19 protein-coding genes are annotated in these 18,736 nt (G+C 39.2%); 7 read left to right on the plus strand and 12 right to left on the minus strand.

Features of this window, described 5'->3' with window-relative positions; genetic code table 11:
* Positions 1–1,146 precede the first annotated feature (1,146 nt).
* The 4 genes from IQ13_RS05085 to IQ13_RS05100 all read left to right on the plus strand — a co-directional run bounded on the left by IQ13_RS05085 (position 1,147) and on the right by IQ13_RS05100 (position 5,101).
* Entirely contained in the window at positions 1,147–1,965 is an 819-nt protein-coding gene (locus IQ13_RS05085; protein WP_144884963.1) for a hypothetical protein, read from the plus strand.
* Positions 1,966–1,984: 19 nt separating this feature from the next.
* Positions 1,985–2,848 carry a hypothetical protein gene (locus IQ13_RS05090; protein ID WP_144884964.1) on the plus strand — a complete coding sequence of 288 codons (864 nt, stop codon included), beginning with the start codon at positions 1,985–1,987 and terminating at the stop codon, positions 2,846–2,848.
* Between the two features lie 85 nt (positions 2,849–2,933).
* Entirely contained in the window at positions 2,934–4,286 is a 1,353-nt protein-coding gene (locus IQ13_RS05095) for a hypothetical protein (protein WP_144884965.1), read from the plus strand.
* 374 nt (positions 4,287–4,660) lie between these two features.
* A complete protein-coding gene (locus tag IQ13_RS05100; protein ID WP_144884966.1) occupies positions 4,661–5,101 on the plus strand; it encodes a DUF6943 family protein in 441 nt (146 codons plus the stop codon).
* Positions 5,102–5,564: 463 nt separating this feature from the next.
* On the opposite strand, the gene IQ13_RS21465 is transcribed toward IQ13_RS05100, so the two are convergent.
* The 4 genes from IQ13_RS21465 to IQ13_RS05115 all read right to left on the minus strand — a co-directional run bounded on the left by IQ13_RS21465 (position 5,565) and on the right by IQ13_RS05115 (position 7,180).
* The gene (locus IQ13_RS21465) at positions 5,565–5,741 is read right to left on the minus strand and encodes a hypothetical protein (protein ID WP_199758173.1); all 177 of its coding nucleotides are present in this window, start codon (positions 5,739–5,741) and stop codon (positions 5,565–5,567) included.
* Positions 5,738–5,947 (minus strand): hypothetical protein, encoded by a 210-nt coding sequence (locus IQ13_RS05105; RefSeq protein ID WP_144884967.1) that lies wholly within the window; start codon positions 5,945–5,947, stop codon positions 5,738–5,740. The genes IQ13_RS21465 and IQ13_RS05105 overlap by 4 nt, the downstream gene beginning before the upstream one ends.
* Entirely contained in the window at positions 5,947–6,348 is a 402-nt protein-coding gene (locus IQ13_RS05110) for a DUF5675 family protein (protein ID WP_144884968.1), read from the minus strand. The genes IQ13_RS05105 and IQ13_RS05110 overlap by 1 nt, the downstream gene beginning before the upstream one ends.
* Positions 6,349–6,421: 73 nt before the next feature.
* Complete coding sequence (locus IQ13_RS05115) at positions 6,422–7,180, minus strand: hypothetical protein (RefSeq protein WP_144884969.1); 759 nt, start codon at positions 7,178–7,180, stop codon at positions 6,422–6,424.
* 138 nt (positions 7,181–7,318) lie between these two features.
* Here IQ13_RS05115 and IQ13_RS05120 point away from each other — a divergent pair, with 138 nt between their 5' ends.
* Positions 7,319–7,522: a hypothetical protein gene (locus IQ13_RS05120; protein WP_144884970.1), complete on the plus strand. Its 204-nt coding sequence runs from the start codon at positions 7,319–7,321 to the stop codon at positions 7,520–7,522.
* 58 nt (positions 7,523–7,580) lie between these two features.
* Here IQ13_RS05120 and IQ13_RS05125 read toward each other — a convergent pair whose 3' ends face one another.
* Positions 7,581–8,831 (minus strand): site-specific integrase, encoded by a 1,251-nt coding sequence (locus tag IQ13_RS05125; RefSeq protein ID WP_144884971.1) that lies wholly within the window; start codon positions 8,829–8,831, stop codon positions 7,581–7,583.
* Between the two features lie 473 nt (positions 8,832–9,304).
* Here IQ13_RS05125 and IQ13_RS05130 point away from each other — a divergent pair, with 473 nt between their 5' ends.
* Together IQ13_RS05130 and IQ13_RS05135 are read left to right on the plus strand one after the other, a co-directional pair.
* The gene (locus IQ13_RS05130) at positions 9,305–10,597 is read left to right on the plus strand and encodes a site-specific integrase (RefSeq protein ID WP_144884972.1); all 1,293 of its coding nucleotides are present in this window, start codon (positions 9,305–9,307) and stop codon (positions 10,595–10,597) included.
* An 18-nt stretch (positions 10,598–10,615) separates the two neighbouring features.
* On the plus strand, positions 10,616–11,719 hold the full coding sequence (locus IQ13_RS05135) for a PDDEXK nuclease domain-containing protein (protein WP_144884973.1): 1,104 nt from the start codon (positions 10,616–10,618) through the stop codon (positions 11,717–11,719).
* Between the two features lie 78 nt (positions 11,720–11,797).
* On the opposite strand, the gene IQ13_RS05140 is transcribed toward IQ13_RS05135, so the two are convergent.
* The 7 genes from IQ13_RS05140 to mobC all read right to left on the minus strand — a co-directional run bounded on the left by IQ13_RS05140 (position 11,798) and on the right by mobC (position 18,731).
* Positions 11,798–12,436 (minus strand): LexA family protein, encoded by a 639-nt coding sequence (locus IQ13_RS05140; RefSeq protein WP_144884974.1) that lies wholly within the window; start codon positions 12,434–12,436, stop codon positions 11,798–11,800.
* A 3-nt stretch (positions 12,437–12,439) separates the two neighbouring features.
* The gene (locus IQ13_RS05145; protein WP_144884975.1) at positions 12,440–13,927 is read right to left on the minus strand and encodes an SAVED domain-containing protein; all 1,488 of its coding nucleotides are present in this window, start codon (positions 13,925–13,927) and stop codon (positions 12,440–12,442) included.
* Positions 13,928–13,939: 12 nt separating this feature from the next.
* Positions 13,940–14,821: a CBASS oligonucleotide cyclase gene (locus tag IQ13_RS05150; RefSeq protein ID WP_144884976.1), complete on the minus strand. Its 882-nt coding sequence runs from the start codon at positions 14,819–14,821 to the stop codon at positions 13,940–13,942.
* Entirely contained in the window at positions 14,818–15,321 is a 504-nt protein-coding gene (locus IQ13_RS05155) for an HORMA domain containing protein (RefSeq protein WP_144884977.1), read from the minus strand. Before IQ13_RS05155 ends, IQ13_RS05150 begins: the two co-directional genes overlap by 4 nt.
* Before the next feature lies 1 nt (position 15,322).
* Positions 15,323–15,790, minus strand: coding sequence for a CBASS system Cap8 protein (locus IQ13_RS05160; RefSeq protein ID WP_144884978.1), 468 nt, complete (start codon positions 15,788–15,790; stop codon positions 15,323–15,325).
* On the minus strand, positions 15,787–16,659 hold the full coding sequence (locus tag IQ13_RS05165; RefSeq protein ID WP_158637317.1) for an AAA family ATPase: 873 nt from the start codon (positions 16,657–16,659) through the stop codon (positions 15,787–15,789). Before IQ13_RS05165 ends, IQ13_RS05160 begins: the two co-directional genes overlap by 4 nt.
* Positions 16,660–16,772: 113 nt before the next feature.
* On the minus strand, positions 16,773–18,731 hold the full coding sequence (gene mobC, locus IQ13_RS05170) for a conjugal transfer protein MobC (RefSeq protein WP_144884980.1): 1,959 nt from the start codon (positions 18,729–18,731) through the stop codon (positions 16,773–16,775).
* Between the last annotated feature and the right edge of the window lie 5 nt (positions 18,732–18,736).

The following is an 18,736-nucleotide window of genomic DNA, read 5'->3' on the forward strand; positions in this document are numbered from 1 at the left end:
TCCGGCTACCATCATCCGTTTCAATTGCCACCTCTGGCAGTACTTGTCCGGATGCAGTGACGGCAAGCCGATCAGCAGCGTCAGTGCAACAACTGCCAAGCCACGCTTCCTTGGCCTTCGCACATGGTCAACTCTGCTTTTCCATTTTGTGTGGCAAAGCCACGACTTTATTTAGTTGCAGCGCCGTTTCTCTCTGCTGGCAAAGACCGGTAAAATGGTGTTCGTCATTTGTCGTCGGCAAGCAGGTATGCCAAACCATTGCAGCAAAAAAAATGAATTCAATAGCTGTTCCTTACAGGCATTTTTATAGCTGCAATGCCCTTCGCATGCTTCGTCCCTTATCATGTCTCGGGTGCTCCGTTTCACTCTGCAGTTTGTCATATTGCTTGCAGCTCCTTCGCATTCCTCACGGCAGCTCCTGTGTCCTTCACAGCCCTTCATTCAACCACTCCTGCATTGCGTTTCATTGCACCTCGTTCGCTGACCCTTTAATGCTCCAGCGCTTGGCATCCTGCCCAACACACAAGCACACCCTTCGCAGGATGCACATGCACTTCCGCAAGCCTGCACACACCGCTCACCGGGTTCCATTGCACTGCATTCCGTCGGGTTTCATTCAGTACTGTTCAGTCCACCCGCTGCCACACTTTTTTGCTCGCCGGCCGCCCCTTCAGGCTGCGTTCACTGTGTGCTGCTAATTGCTGCTGTCGTACCTCCAGTTCGCAAAGCTGCACTTCAGTTCACTTGCATACGTCCGCCCGTGCCGTAAGCTTCGCATAAATTACGGCACGGACTCCCTATGTAGCCAGCACCGCAGCAGCCCCATAGCTTAGCTTCTTTTCCTTCGGCCTGAAATGGGGCTGCTGCTTTACTGCTGGCCCCTTGCGGGGGCTCGCCGTCGCCTCCGTTCGTCCCTCTCTCCGGCTCCTCATGGCTCGCTCTGCTCCCGCCCTTCCCCGCCGTTACTCCCGGCGGGCGCTGCTTCTTTTTTGCCGCAGGCGCTTTTACCGGGAAATTCAATAATTCAAGCAGCCACACATTTTCTTTATTAAATACACATTAAATTAGCTTACAATGCGAAACAGAGTTATAAATCTTTCATAAATACAACCATTATCAGTATTACACATTTTCACACTTTAATATATGAGTAACGTAATTGAAAAAGAGTTTCCCTTGACTGAAATTTTGGTGAAGACTACGTATCAAATTGTCATAAGTAAAGAAAAATCATTTCAAAGCATACCAATAGCCTTTGGTGCAGGTTTTTTCTTAAACTATAAAAGCAATCTATTTTTTCTTACTGCAGACCATAACATACACATTGACGATCATAAAATAAACGAAAGAACAGGTGTAGATAATTTTCTTTGTGTTTTCAACAACATAAGTGACAGAGAAACATTCACAACAATGATGACTCCAATTGGAGGCTTTTACTATATGGAAAGTTTCGACATTGCAAAGGAGGACTTAAATCCTCAATTAATTGATGTAGCGATAAGTCTCGTAGATAAAAAAAAGTTTGAAGCCCCATTTGTTACTGATGAAGATATCAAAGATGAAAATGGGAAGTCACTTGTTGCGCCTAAAGAGCTGAAGTTTGAATTTATGGATGAACATATAATAGAACCACTATCGGCTGATACCTTTTTTATATTCGGTAAAATTAGACCACGTTTTAAAGGTTTATTTTTGCATTGGGATAGTACTTTTAAATCTGACCTAAAGTTTATTGCCAAATTTGGACGTTACCTTCTTCTAAACACACAAGACGAAATCGCAGATTATGAAGATTGGGCTGGCTTAAGCGGGTCCCCAGTTTTAAATCAGGATGGAAAATGTATAGGTGTTCTTTGTTCAGTTATTGAAGGTACAAAGTCTGTATTTGTGAAGCCATTTAATGAAATATTGCCGCTTTTGGACACAATAATTTTACACGAGAAAATACAAAACGAAAAGTAATACCGCTAACATACATTTTATGAGAGATGATTTTTCAGCAAAAACAAAAGAAATTTTAGCTAAAAGGGTCACATATAAATGTAGCAACCCTGACTGTAGAAAACCTACCATTGGACCCAACTCTGACCCTAACAAGACTGTTCTAATTGGAGTAGCAGCACATATTACAGCTGCTTCGGTAGGCGGCCCACGTTACAATTCTGACTTGACACAAGAAGAACGAGCTGATATAGACAACGCAATTTGGCTATGCCAGAATTGTTCTACTCTTATTGATAAAGACACTGCTAAGTACAGTGTGTCGTTATTGGAAAAATGGAAAATAGACGCAGAAGACGAAGCTTTTAAAGCGCTGCAACAAAAGAATTATACGGACACGCCAAAAGCAGACCAATCAAGGCCATATGCTGAAGCCGAGCTTATCTGGACTCATGGTTTTAAAAGACCTCAAGGAGCAAGTCAAAAGACAAATGAAATATACGGGAACACTCCCATTTCAATAATGCAAGTTATTTGGTACAATCATATCGCATGGAACTACGAATTGAAAATATACAACAATTCATCAGTGGGCCTATTTAACTTAAAGCTTCATCATCATCACTGTAACTCATTCTTTCATTTGAAAGAAAAGCTGCCGAAAATAAATAATCTCCCACCTTACCGGGACTTATCATTAAGGGCTGAAACATCAAAATTTTTTGAAGGAACTGGTGAAGAAGCTAATCAAATAATGAAGCCTCATTTCCCGGACCAATTACAAGGCTTACGACTACTACTTGAATATATTGGAGAAGATAGAAAGACATATTTTACTGAGCTAACACTAAACGGCAATACTTTAACCATTGTACATCTTGATGAAAAACCAAACGACTACTAAAACCCACCTGCAAATTTAAAACCAATTGGACAAAGGCCACTGTCTATGTTTGAACTTTTCGGCAACTGTAAATACATGATTCAAGATGGAAAGAAAAAAACTCATACGCATCACAAAGAACAAAGTTTTTTTGACGCCTGAAATGAGCTTAAACCTCTCCCAAACAAGCTTGGCTGGTACGCACCTTAGCTTTAGGTCAGTTCAAGATATTTATTTTGAGGTAGAGGTATTAGACTATGACAAAGTCGAAAACAAAATCACCCTTGATGTAATCGACTATCAACCCAAGAATATTGAAAAATTCAAAGAACAAAACGCTAAAGCCCCTGTATTATTTGTCCATTTTAAACCGTTAAAGTGGTCTTTTATTGAGAGGCACCTGGGAAGTTATACAAAATCAATATTACTAAAAGAAGAAATCGTAATTGAGGATAAAACACCTAGAGCAAATGAAGACAAAGAGAAATCGTTTTTAAGTACGTTTAAATCAAAGGCAGAAGAATATGCTGACAAACTAAGCATAAATTATAATACATCTCTACCGCACAATGTAGAGTTTAAGCAACGAGAGCCAGTCATTGAAAAAATTACAGAAGAGGCAAAGATTTATTTTAAAGACGTTGATTTTAACTTAGGATTTGTTGCTTTTAGCTACAAATCAAAAATGCTGAACAATACATACAACCTCAAAATTGAAAACTACTTTTTACTACCTGAGTTTAATGCTGTTAAATCTTATTTTCCCAAGGCATTTGGTGGCAAAAAGCAGTTTATAATAAACATCACATTTACCATAACAGACAACGTGGTTACTGATATTGTTACTACGTCTATGGAAATTGCGGGTATCAATGAAAATATCATTGACAGTATAAAACGAGAACGGGTTGCAAATCTTACATCCACTCCCTTACGAAAATCAATTGATAAATCTCTTTTCACATCAGACGACATATTTAACAGTTTCGATGACGATCTGAAAGATGGAAATGTTTTCAAACAAACAGAAGAAGACATTTTAAACTTCTTAATAGAGATAAGGAATGTTAGAAATGCAAAGCATCTTCAATTTTTATCCGGCTCGAAGCACTCCGCAAAACAGAAATTACGTTTTACACTAAAGCCTTTATTTGGTTTTCTATTTTTCATTGAGGGCGAAACTAAAAATCATTTTTGTTGGGAGCTGCTAAATTCACATGCAACATATCTTTGGTCTTTCGACAAAATTGAACCGGACGTAATGTTTCAATTTAAAAGAGTTGAAGAAATAATCAATATCATTAGGGATATGGGTAGAGAAGCTTACAAGAATAATTTTAAAAGTAACAAAGTAGACAACGACTTGTCTTTCTGTACTATTGAACATAGCAACATCAACTCAGCTTTTAAAGAAGGTTTTGTAGAATGGCAACATAGACTGAAGGAACACCTTGTATAAAAAAGGCTGTAAAAGTTGACAATATAGGTCTTTACATTTCCTCGGTAAAACAACCTAATTCGTTGTTCATATTTCCTTAATTATCAATAATCACCAATTTACATCTTCCTAATCCACTATGGCCAGCCAATAGGCAAGTTATGCTTCTTTAGTCGGCAAGGTCTGCTCTCCACTTCGTTCCGTTTGCCCTTCAGGTTTTTGCAAAAAAATCTCCACCCTTCATTTCGTTTTTTGCTTCGCTAATTTATACTCACTCCGGGTAGTATTTTTTATGCAAAAAACCTTGCCTTCCTGCCCACGCTGCATTTGGGTTGCCTATCGCTGGCCAAATGTGGTGTCTTGCCGCATAGCAAAAAAACAGCGTTACAAAATTTATGATGTATCCAATGGTTCGTTGCTATCATCAAAATGCTTCCATTCCGCAACACTCATTTTTTATTCTTTGCAAAGGAAACAATGCTGGCAAGCCCTCCTTAACTCCATGGCCAAATTCGTTTATTGCCACTTGCTCAAATGAAGAGTATTACAAATTCTTCTTTTGGCTGGTGTATGGTTTGCATCAGTCTGGTAAGTTTAAAGTGCATCAGCGTGGCTCTGTTATTCCTTACATCAATTTAGAAGATGTCCGCACATGCATCAGGGAGGTTGCTTTGCTCATTCATCCCAATTGGCAACGATTTCAAGAAATCCTTTCTGCACTTGAAAAATGCAATCAGCTTAAATCAAATCTTGCACAACAAATCATTGCAACAGAAAATTTGCAAAAAGCTTTACTGCAGCAATACTTCCAGCAAATTAAAAATGCCCCTAAATAAGGGGCATTATGCTGGCATCGCAACCGACAATTTTCAGGAGGCCAATTACAACAATGTAAAACCGACCACCAACGCAAGAACTAACCATCCAATTGAAAAAAAAATAAAATTACCGCCAAGTTAGCTCCGGGGCACAGACCTAAGCAGCGCAGCATAAACACATAGCCAACACACAAGCCTTTCATTTATACAGCCAGCCACAAACCCTTCGCATTCATTGGACGGTCATTTTATTTTTTAATCCTTCAATTGTTTGTTATGGCAGTTCTTGTTAATCGTTGGTTCGTTGGCAGTATCTGGGTTTCATGTTGGCATGTATCTCTGGGTGTGTTTGTGTTTTCATCCATCCTGGGCTGGTGTTATTCCTCATCATGTGAGCCTCCGTTTTAAGAGGGCTTTCGTTCAAAAAAAAGCCCGGGATAAAAATCCTGGGCTATCACTTCGGTCACCACAATCGAAGCAATTATTTTTTTATTCGTTTTGCAAGAAGCTTCAACAATAATGTAACTGCAAAACTCACGACTGCACCAACGGCAGCAAGTACTGCTGTCTTGATCAGATCTTCACTATTGATATTAGCAAAGATGCTTAGGAGAGTGCCGCCTGCAGTTCCGGCTTTGGTTGTTTTATCAAACATCATTCGCCCTCCACTGCAGTCTGACTGACTGCACTCAATACACCACTGGCCACCGCAATATAACCAGCCACTTTAATGATCACCGCAGGAAGTGCCACCGGTGCAGCAGCAATTGTTGTGGCAACTGCTGCCAGTGCCAATCCAATTGTTCGAAGCTTCTTGAAGAATTTTGGTGTGGGTGCATTCACCCGTTGAATTAATTGTTTCATCAGATAACAGATTTTATTATGATAAATACTTTGTTGCCTTTCTCAAACTCAATGGATGTAATTGCAAGCAGCTTCTTTAATGCAAGCATTGAGTTGTTTCCTTTTCCTTCACCGGTACAAATGGAAACCGGGGCGATACAGCCTTTAGATTCTTTCAACGCATCATTGTATGCATGAATCAATATCAGTGTTCTTCCATCAACATCATTCACATACAGATGATGCTTGTATCGTTGGCTGTATCGCTTGGTCAGTTCATATTTTCCTTCAGGTATGCACGAAATCATTTGTTTATTCGCAAGCCATGGCAATTCTATAGTTGAACATACCCGCTTGTTATTATGGAGCAACTCTCCGTTCGTGCCGTCAGGAAAATAAGTTCTGATTAATTCCAGTTCCATCTTTCATAGGATTTTAAGATTAATAATTTGTTCTCAAAGTCCCCCTCTTTAAGGAGGGGGATTTAGGGTGAGGTTACACACCACCATCCACTTTCACGATGTTTAATGCATTGTAAGCACCGTTTTTCAACGCATACATCTGCCCGTTCACTTGTTGGTAGAACTCAATACCGAGAACAAGGAACAACGGCTTTGTGCTGTTAGGTGTCACCGCATTCGAAAGATTGATTACCGCAGTTCCAACAGCATCCCACGGAAGAATAGCAGCCGCCTGTGCATCTACAACAAACACTTCGTTTTCAAAATCAATCTCAGCACCGGCAGAGATGAGTTTAAAATGTGTTGCACCGCCGGGTGCTGCAATCATGTTCAATGGAACAAAGGATGGCATGTTCACTACAAGCGTTCCTGCTGCACGATCAATGGTTGAAGTGAAAGGTGCATAGATGGTGGTACCAAGTTTACCGTTGATGTTGAAATCAAAACCTTCAATGAGTTCTGCTTCACCATCGATCACGTTACGTAAACCACGGGGGTTTGTAACATCTTCCTGGATCACTTTCAACATTTCAGTAGTTAACCGGCTTACCATTTTGCTGTCACTTGCATTTTGCAACAGACCCCGGATTGCAGTTCGCAGAATTTTACCGGCTTTACCGGCACGGCCAAACTCTGCACCGTTTTCACGGGTCCGTTGAAACGCAGGATCATTGGCGATACGGTCGGCAGGCACTCCACCTTTTTCTCTTGCCAGGTAACCATCTTTGCTTTTGTAAAAGCTGATGTCGGCAATAGTGCCTTCGAGTTTAATAATCCCTTTTTGTCTTGCCATAAGATTTGGATTGTTTTAGTTTGATACATTTTGCAATTCACTTACCCGGCGCCTGATAAATAACTTTGCATTGTTTACAACACAAGAATAGAATGAAGCTTTCAACTTTTAAAGCAAGCGTTCCGAACATGCAGGGTTATGCAGCAATCAATCCCAAACCGCATAGTTATTTATGCTAAAGACATTATGAATATCACCGGCCGTAAAGAACGGGCCGCAAGAAAACTGCTTGCCAAAATCAGAAAGGAGTACAAAAAAGAAAACGGGGAGTTTATTACCATCAAAGAGTTTTGTGCTTACACCAAAATAGATGAAGATCTTGTGAAGTCCTTCCTCATATGAAGCATACCAAAGCCTGGGATAAAGCATGGATAGTGCATGAAATAATAAAATGACAGGCCTAAGAGCCAGTCATTTCTTTTTCTACCGTATCTGTTTTAAATTTATCACGAAGCATTTGCATATCTGCACTAACTTTCTTGTCAAGAATTTTTGCATAATGCTGTGTAGTCTGAAGTTTCTTATGCCCAAGCATCTTGCTTACGCTTTCAATTGGCACACCATTCGTGAGCGTTACAGTTGTAGCAAATGTGTGCCTGGCAACATGGAAAGTTAGTTGCTTTTTGATCCCGCATAAATCAGCAATCTCTTTTAAATAAGCATTTGCTTTCTGATTGGAAGGTATTGGCAATAACTTCATCTTATTGTTGGCTTGCGGATGGTCTTTATATTTCTCAATGATTGCAAGTGCCGGAGGAAGGAGAGGTATTCTGCTTGCAGTTTTTGTTTTCTGTCTGCTTGTGTATATCCACCTTTCCCCGTCAATGCCGATAGTGATTGAATCTTTAGTAAGATTGGCTAAATCAATAAAAGCAAGACCGGTGTAACAACTGAAAACAAACATGTCCCTTACATGGGCCAGCCGTTCAATCATAAACTCCTTTTCTTCCAAACTTTTCAATTCAGTTTCAGATAAGTAAGGCCGCTCTGTTTGTTTTGTTTTTAGCTTATAGCCAAGAAAGGGATGCTTTTGTAACCAGTTCTTTGCAACACATTCATTAATGATTTTCTTTAAGTTCTTAATGTACTTCGCATTTGTATTAAGATCAATCTTCTTTTTTGTTTTGAGATAGAATTCAAAGTCAGAGATAAACTCGATATTCAACTCCTTTAAGCTGATGTCAGCCCGTTTGTACTTGTAGAGCAGAAAGTCTTTAATATGCTTCCGTGTGGTTTCATATTTCACCCAAGTAGCTCGTGAATATTCCTGTCCAATTAAGGCAGCTATATCCTTATTGTGTTGAATAATGATTTCAAGTAACATCCTGGGCTTTTCAACGACACCGGTGTAAGCTTGCTTTATAGCTTCTGCAGTAATAAACTCTTGCGTAGCTAATAACCTTCCATAGCAGCCAACAAGTTTGCCCTTGATTACAGCAAGCAGATTATTCAACTCTCTTGCTTCAGCACCTTTAGCGGTGCACAGTTGATTTTTGGCATCCCATTCAAATGGAGATACGCTTCGATGAGTGGAGATTTCTGCACGTTGCCCGTTTACTGTGATACGGACAGAGATGGGCGCTTTCCCATTTTTTGTTCTTGCTTTCGCAACCCGGAAAAGGATGCTGAAAGTTTGCGGTTGATTGGACATGTGGTGAACATTTAACTGTGAAAAATTTGGTTAAATGCACCTCAACTATTTGCGCTTGTTACGTAGGCTTTCAAACTGAAATTCAATTAACTGTATCTGGTTTTTTTAGTGATCAGTTCAACCAGCTATTTTGTCAGTTTTTCTTTTCAATTCGGGACCAAATATATTTAAGTGGTTTGCTCCCTCGATTGCTCCCTTTTAGAATTGCAGGTATTAGGTTGTAATTGCAGTATAAAAGCAGAAAAGCCACTTAAAACTTGCGCTTTAAGTGGCTTTTGAACTGTTTGTAGTTCTTTCAGCGGACCGGACGGTGCTCAAGACCGTTCTGTTCCGCAAAAATAACTTTACTTTCCTTTATCTATCTTAACACTAAATGCTGGTTTTTAAACATTTATAAACATCTCAGCATTTACTTCAATTCTAACTTTATTAAGCTTGGTAACACTTTTATAGACCTAAAAATAGACCAAGCTATGCGTTATCCAATTAAGCTCATTGCCCGAAAGGCAAAGGTAAACAAAAATGGTGTTACACCCGTCTCGTTGCAATACTGCCATTCTGCTGACAAGCGTGTAGTATTAAGCACTGGCATCAGTATTCCATTTCAATACTGGAATAAAAAAACAGGAAGAATCTCCAAAGATTTACCCCCTGAATTCGGAGATGTGCAAATACTCGAAACATCTCTCACTCAAAAGCTTCGTAAGGCTGAAGACATGGTGAGCTATGCATTGAAGCGGAGAAATACCTGCCCCATGAAATTCCTGAAGGAAAATTTCAACCGGAACGACAAGTGGGGGCTTGAACAAATGAGCGATGAAAAAAAATCATTAGATGTCTTCTGCAATATTGATGATTATTCAAAAAGCAAAGAAGGTTCAGTAAAGAGATGTACCATCAACGTAATTAATGCCATGAAGGCTCATCTGAGATTGTTTGAAGAATACAGAAAGGAACCTATCACTTTTGATTCTTTTGATGCACAGTTTTACGAAGATTTTGTATTCTATCTCACTTATGAAATGCCGCAGGTGCGGAGAAAGGAATTAATTAAAGGATTAAAAGCAAACAGTGTTGGCAAAACCATCAAACACTTGAAATCATTTCTGAGAGACAGGATGCGGAAGAAGGTTATCCCGTTTATGGATTTAGGTGCATTTAAAGTAATGGAAGAAGAAGTGGATGCAATATATCTCAGTTGGAAAGAAATCTCTGCTATATACCATCTTGATTTATCCAAGCAGACTCAGTTAGAAAAATACCGTGACTTATTTGTTTTAGGTTGTCTTACTGGTTTTCGGTTTAGTGATTATTCAGATATTAAACCGGAGGAAGTGAGAGATGGTATGTTATACGTTAATCAAACCAAAACACACTCAACGGTTGTCGTGCCATTAAAGAAAGATGCAAAGAAAATCCTGATTGATAAGTACAACATGCAAATGCCACAGGTAAGCAATGTCAACCTCAATTATCATATCAAAGAAGTAGCAAGGTTGGCAGGCATTGATGAGCAAATTAAGATAACTCACAAACGGGGGAACAAGGTTACTGAAGAAATCAAGCCCAAGTATGCATGGGTTACTTCACATACCTGTCGCCGCAGTTTTTGCACAAACGAATATTTAGATGGCACACCTACTAATCTCATTATGGCAATTAGCGGGCATAAAACCGAAAAGGCATTTCGCCGCTATATAAAAGCCGACCAGGTGCAAAAGGCCCACATGATCAAAAAACTTTGGGATAATCGCCCCGGTTTATAAAACATAAAATGAAGCAGTATGAATACCGTGAGAAATCTGGAACAGTTGACCAATACAATTCAACAAACCAATCAATACTTTCTTTTACAGGCACAAAAGCAGGTGAATACCTCTCTTACTCTACGCAATTGGGTCATCGGTTTTTATATCCTGGAATATGAACAATCCGGCAAGGACAGGGCCGATTATGGCTCCGGACTTTATAAAGCCATTGCTGAACGACTGGCTCAGAATGGGATAAAATCAATCCGGGAGAGACATTTATATCTGTGTAAGGACTTTTATTTGGCCTATCCCCAAATTTTGCGGACAGCGTCCGCAAAATCATATTTGATTGATTTTCAATCAACTGACTTTCTGCGGACACTGTCCGCAGAAACAGCTCCTTTCAACGGCAGAGATCCTGATCTTAATACCCTCCTAACTCAACTCAGCTTCTCCCATTTTATTGAGCTTTTAAAGACTGAAAACGGAATTAAAAGACGGTTTTACGAAGTAGAAGCCATCCGAAATAACTGGAGTGTGAGGACGTTAAAACGGGCCATCGAAAGCCTGTTGTGTGAGAGGACCGGGCTAAGTACTGACAAATCTGCAACCTTGAAAGACTTTGACAAACAGCCCGACAGCTTACCAGAGGCTCTATTCCGGAATACATATCTTCTTGAATTCCTCGGCCTGGAGGATAAAACCCCTTACACCGAAAGCAACCTTGAAGAACGCATCATCTCAAACCTGCAGTACTTCCTGCTTGAACTTGGTCGGGGCTTTTGTTTTGAACACCGACAACGCCGTATCACTTTCGATAACCGGCATTATCGTATTGACCTTGTCTTTTACCACCGAATACTCAAATGTCATGTGTTGCTGGATCTCAAGATTGGCGAATTTGATCATGCAGATGCCGGACAAATGAACATGTACCTGAACTATTACAAAGAAAACGAAAGTCATAATGGAGACAACCCGCCAATTGGCATTGTTCTTTGCAGTGGTAAAAATGAGGCATTGGTAAAATATGCTACTATGGGCTTGCCTCAGTCAATATTTGTTAGTAAGTATTTGGTGAATTTGCCGAGTGAGCAGGAATTGTTGAGGATTGTGGAGGAAGAAAAGATGAAATAATTTTTTTGTGATACCTCCTCCGCTTTTTATAACAGCATCTTAGCGTATCACTTCATCGGATGCTGGTATAAAAGCAAACTAACTAACTGGATGTTTTATAACATGTATGACTTTCCCGCTAACGAAATATTTTGTAGCCTCTGATTCATCTATGTAGATTGGAGGATATTCATGAGTGGATTCTGAAATCAAACACACTTGTCCATACTGCTTGTCAATAATAATCTTTTTTATATTAGCCGTTTCATCAATCACAGATAGAACATAATCATTACTTCGGATATTTTGATCTGTTGAATCAATAATTACATAGTCTCCATCCTCAATACTTCGTCCATCAATATTAGCTTTGTTCATTGATGCGCCCACAGCTTTAATTGCAAAAACTGATTTCTTATTCTTTAAAAGGAGGCTGGATACCTTGATATGACCCTCAATTCTCTCATCAGCATAAATGTCAGCCTGTCCACAATTGGCAGAACCCAACACAGGCACTATACTGAAATCAGAATTAGAAACTACCCCTGTAGTCTTTTTCACAATGGTTTTGTTTTCTCTATCCCATTCTATTAGTTCCTTACGCTCTAGTTGCTCCAAGTGATGTTTAACGATTTGCGGATGGGGTACATCAATAATTTTAGCCACATCCCTTAACGACATATTACCGATATTGTAGGTATCGGCAAGCCTTAACAACTTTTGTTGAATGGTATGCATAAATCAGGATTTTAATAAACAAGAGGGCTTGTATCCTGGATCTTGAAATTCATATAACTGAATAGAACCGACTGAAGTAAGTTTTTGACCTAAAAAAACAGCTAATCCGTATGGGCCAAAATAGAATAAATGAATCTTCTTTGAATTATATTTAGTGATCATCCTTTTTATTATGTCTTTTGATGCACTGGCCAAAGCTACAGCTTCTGAATCGTTTTTAATCGATAACGTTCCCGGTATTGCTTCCGGCTGGATGGTGATAATCTTCTTTAGTGGCATTGCGGAACTCTTAAAAAATCCTGCAACATCACTTAATGCTTTTCCAGTTATATTAAAAACGATAGCTAGTTCATCTCCTTTAGATTTTATGCCCAATGTCGATGGGCTTATCTCTGAATAAATAGGCTTGTACTTTAATTTCTTTTCAGCATCCGACCTCCACGGATCAATTAATGGCGGTTGCATTAACTCAAATGTCCAATTCCCAATTTCTGGAAAAATCATGCCAAGTGATATTCCTGTTGACAAAGCACATTTGCCTCGAAAAGTAATATGACGGACAGACGTTTTATTAGCCAGCTTATTTTTTGCAGCAACTATTTCAGGAACTAAAACATCATCCCAAAGTGTTGAATCAGGAACTTTTTTAATTGAGCGGTCAAAATATTTTGTCCAATCGATTGTAATATTAGCCTTTGGTTCAAATATTCCTTTCTCCCAATTATGAATATGTATAACATTAGTTTTAAAACCTGCTTTCTTCCCGGCAATTGCCTCATCAATAAGCTTATGTAGTAGTTGACCTGTAAATACTTTACCTCTGTTAGAAACAATTTGTTCAATTAAGTGTGGATAGGCAGGGCTTAATAATTCAAATACTTTTTCTTTATACTTGGGATGCTCATTAAGGTAACTTACAAACTGCCTTTTACAAATTATAGTATCTCCAAAATCATATTTGCCAATTTCAAGTTCAAAGTGGTTGACAATAAAAGAATAATATTTTTGAAGCTTTAATTTAGCAAGGCTGGCCCTTAATGCCGCTTCTGTAGTTTTTAAAGCCTTTTTGTCTGAACCCGTATATAGCTTTTGAGCATCCCTATACCTGGTTAGTTTATTATAAAATGTACTTATATCGGCGCTTACCTGCGGACAGGCCAGATAAAAAGTTCGATATACTTTTTTCGTACCTGAATGAATTTGTAAAAATGTCTTAATCACATCTGCAAATTCACTGTTCGTTACTAAATGATTTTTTACCTGAATGTGGTCATAGAAATGCTTTCTATTTTGTATGAACACAACATCAACATCGCCTGTTCCTTCAGGCATAAGCCGGACAAACGTGGGGTCAGAAATCCATTTTGGAATATTACAAACGATGTATCGATCTTGATAAGAATAGCCGTCACCACCATGTATTCCTCCCATCGCTTGTGGCGATACAAGTGAGAAGACGGGCATTGAATTTTTCTTTTTTACTGTAGCCATTTTTTATAACTTCTATGAGAGAGGAAACATGTCACCAAAAATATTATCCCGCCAAATACGAAGAGCGCCCCCTTGATTTCCCTGCTTCTCTAATAATATTGCCTGGTCAATATATTTCCCTGCCTCAGATAATTTCTGTCTTGCCAAAGTTATTCTTGATGAATCCATTTGGTCGGACACAGGCGAACCTAATCCTGCCGGGTCATTCCATGTCTCACTTATTCTGTCAAAAGCTGTCGCAAAAAAACTTTTTAATTCATACACATAGCCGCCGGAGAAAGGAGGATACAAAATCTGCAGAGCCATTACTTCAATTAAGAAGGATGGCTTTATTGGCTTACCCTGTGTTTCATTCCACTTCTTAATCATCTTTACCATAGGTTTCCATTCACCATCAAAGGCTTTGTTTGCCTGTGTTGCTTTTTCGGCATGTATTTGCGGATCTGTTTTAACCCAATCAACAAGTACATTATCGGGGATTTGATAATAATTACTGACTTCAAATGCCGGAACAGCATCGATACTTAATACTTTATCTTCATCGGTCGTGCCTAATGCAATATCAATTCCAACGGACCTTCTGCCAATTGAAACTTTCGATTCACCATATTTTTTTACGAGGCACTTTTTAAAATCTGTTAAAACCAATAATGGATCTGTCAAATATTTTTTTTCCTTTTCTTTATCGAGCACGAAGAAAATATCAACATCTTTTAATGGCCTTGTCTTCGTATGACGACCATAAGAACCAGTAAGAAAATCAGTTTTCACTGAAAAATTGTTACCAATATGCTCTCGGATTTCTTTCTGTAACCTGCTTGCATCTTTTTGCTCTGCATCTCTCAATTCGAGACGTGACTTAAATTTTTTAAACGCTTCATTTGTCGTTATCATGATGCTTTCCTCCAATAACCGGCTTGTGTACCGATTGAATTTGTTCCTATTGTTGTTCCTAAACTTTGTTTCACGAATCCAGCAGTTGATAGAAATTCACAATCACTCCAGCCATCCACATGTGGCGCTCCGGGAGCTACACTTAAAATAACCCTATATGTACAGGAGCTTGGAAGGACCCCCAACTTTGTAATCGAATATTTTATTGCATCCGTATCAACCCACATTGAGCCTTCACCACTTGAATAACTATAATCAATGGAAAAGTCGCAACGTGTAACCAAAGACCCCGATGCGTTAGCTACTTCCAGTACAGCCTGCTTTAAATGCTTTGATTCAAGCCAGGTTCTTACACCGACATCGTAGACATTAAAATTGCTTGCAAACTTCGATGGATCCAATCCAACATCACGGATGATTTGTTTGATTGAGCTAAGCATTTTTTCAGTTACGTAAGCAACACTGTGGGCATAGGTATATACCGTTACTGTACTGGCCATTCTATTTTAATTTATTTGTATTTATTGTTAATTGTGTTAAACCATCACTTCTGTTTTCTTCACTTTTTTCTTCCTCAATTTGGTCGCCGGTCTTATAGGTTTTGAACCGGCTATTTTTTTCCTTCAATGCCTTTGTTACCCAATCGTAATCCGCTTGGTGAACCGGGAAGTAAATTTTCCATTCCCCTTCAAAAGGCTTCCAGGATAAGGAAGCTTCGTTAGCCTCGTCACCGATTGCATCATCTCCATACAAGCAATAGACTCTTAGCCGTGGCCCATTACCTACTATCGTTATCGCATCGTTAAGCGGTGTCTCGTCAGCGATTAAGGAGGCAGCAATTCCAGCAATGTCATTCAAGTCCTTCTCAACTTCATCAGATTCAGCAGCTATTATATTTACAATTGTTTGCCAGGTTGTTGATGGTATTCTTGCAGGGCTGGCTGCAAATTTTCTTGCAACTACACTCATAATTTTATTGTTTTGGCTTGTTTCAATGACTTTAATAACATTTGATTGGTTAATAAGTTAGGGTTTAAGACGGTGTCAATACTTAATGTAAGTGCGCCTATTACAGCTTTTCTTATCTGTCTCCCGTCTAATCCTTCAGCCTCTTCAACCACTTTTTGAAATTTTGGATCTGTCATTAATTTTTTGATTTCTTTCCATTTCTCAGAAAAAGCCGTCAGTGTATCTTTTAATATTTCTTCACATGCTTCACGGGTAGGTTTATCAATTCTCAAGACTAAATCAGCCCTTGAGATAAAGGCAGGGTCAAGTGCCCCTTCAAAATTACTGGTAGCAATAAATAGCAGTTGAGGAAATCTTGCAGCCAAATTATCAAGTCCGGCCAGCATAGCATCTGTAGCACGGTGTACATCAACAGGGTTAGCCTCCATACTCATTTTGCTTCTGTCCGAAACAAGAGTTTCAACCTCATCTAATAAAACAATGAGCGGTCCCTGCTTTGCGTGTTCCGTTATAACATCTTCTAAAAATCTTCTTATTTCTCTTTGGCTTTTGCCAAGAGCCGAACTACTTAAATTGTGTGGTTCAACCTCGATGAATTTTACTTTGGCGTTATTCAGCGCAGAAACAGCAGCTGACGCAACACCTTTCGCAATCGATGTTTTTCCGGTCCCGGGAGGGCCGACTAAAAGAATTATCCCATGCAATGGAACTGCGGCTTTTGATGTAATTTGTGTACGAAGGGTAAGTTCAAGAAGAACCTGTGCCTGTAGCTGGGTCTTTATATTGTCCGGTAGAACGATTCGCTTCCATAATTCTTCAAACTCATCATTCGGTAAATTCCGTAAATCCAATATTCCTTTATCCTGCATTTGTGTCATTTTTTTTGTCCGTCAAACGATTTGACACAAAATTGACGAAATAATTTTAATTTATATTCAAAAATTTATTCAGAAGTTGTGGATATAGTCATTTGGATTGATAATCAACTGCTTAAAGACTTTAATTTCTCAACCTCTTCCCCAATCAATCGTTTTACCTCCATCTTCACCTGATAAAAATTATCCATTACTTGCTGCTGGGTTACGTTGGAGACAACTGGTATTTCTTTGTACAAGCTTACTTCCTTATTCAGTTGATCAGTATCGTTGATAATCTCCGCATGAAACATTTTAAGTTTGATTTTTTCGTGGGGGTCATCAGCAACCATACCTACAAACTCGCCAGAAGAAAGGGCCGCAATTTTGGAAGCTGGTATAGCGCTATCCAACTGTTTAGAATGGCTAATAGAGGTATCGGTACGGTTTACGGAAACACTCTGCCTGTCCTGCATAATTTTTCCGAAACGTTCCGATAAGAGTTTGGAAGTTTCTCCCATTACCTGACCACTAATGATGTTACCGGTAATGTTTACAATCACATCTGCCTGTTCTCTTCCATAATCCTTTTTCAACTGGCTAAAATCCTGCATTGCTAAAGTAGTGGCTACTTTGTTACTCCGGGCAGTTGCAATGAGACTATCAATGTTATTGAAATAAATAGTGGGAAATTCATCAAACACCAGACTGCATTTATGCATCCCCCTTTTATTTACTTGTCGAACCAGCCTTGAAATATACAATGATAACACAGCACCATAAATCTGTTGCTTCTCAGGGTTGTTGCCAACGCAAACAATTTTGGGATGTTTAGGATTGTTGATGTCTAATGTAAAATCATTTCCACTCAATACCCAGTACAACTGCGGAGAAGCCAAACGGGCCATACCAATTTTTGCAGAGGCTACCTGGCCTTCCAATTGTTCCATCGCATCGTTCTGATAGGCTGTGATGAACGGATTTACCAACACTTCAATCTCTGCTTGTGTATTGAGTACCGGAAACAGTTCATCATATTCTGCCTGCATCAGTTCAATGACATGCGGTAGGGTGCAATATTTACCATCCGCATATTTTCTCAGAAACCAAATAATGGCAGTTACAAAGTTGATAGGAGATTCCACAAAAAAATCGCCCTGCTTGTTTATCCATTCTCTGTTTAAACCCAGCAAAATTGTCCTGGCACTTTCTGTAGCGTCAGTTATATCATTCATCGTGGATGGATCTAATGGATTACAGCGGTGTGATACAGAAAGGTTATCAAAGTTGATAACATAGAAAGATGGCTTTACAGTATAGCGATGCTTATTTTGCTGCAGCCAGTTGTAAACAATCCTGCTTAAGTCATCGTACTTAAAATCATATACAAACATGGCAAAGCCTTTTTCAATATGCTGCTTGATGACATGCTGGATAACAAACCAGCTTTTACCTGCACCCGGGCTGCCGATAACCAGTAACCCCCGAAATGGATTGATGATGTTTATCCAACTCTTTCTTGCCTCTCGCTTCAAATTATATTTGGCCGGAAGGTTGATAGAGTATTCGTTGGTGAGTAATCTTTCTTCCTGCGGGAAGGTTTCATTCAATGAATTGAAAACATCATCAGAAAGATTTAATTTGATTAAGCGGCTCAACAAATTACCACCTGCCAATATCAATAAGAAACCAATGCCTGTAACGGCGATATAAACGACCGCTACAATTTCAATAGCTTCATTCAATCTAAAGAACCAACTACTGCCGAAAAACAGCAGCAACCCAATTAGTAAATACGCAGCAATACTTCGCTTGTTTATCTTCTCATCCTTTTTGCCCTGCGCTCCAAGAAGAGAAATGATCAGCAAACCAACAGCAATCAGTTTTGAAGTAAACACTCCATTAAACAAACCCGTCTGGCTGATATTTTTCATCAGCCTGTCTGTAATGGCACTGGTGATTTCCCATTGCTCAAAAGCCCGGTAACAGAAATAATAAAAATGCAGCAGCAAAACAAAGATGCTTGCAAATCTTGTGAGGTCAATTATTTTCCGCAGCCCCTGTTCATTCTCTCCTGTAACTGACATAAAAT

The organism is Lacibacter cauensis (assembly GCF_007830055.1).
In the GTDB taxonomy this organism is placed as follows: Bacteria; Bacteroidota; Bacteroidia; order Chitinophagales; family Chitinophagaceae; genus Lacibacter; species Lacibacter cauensis.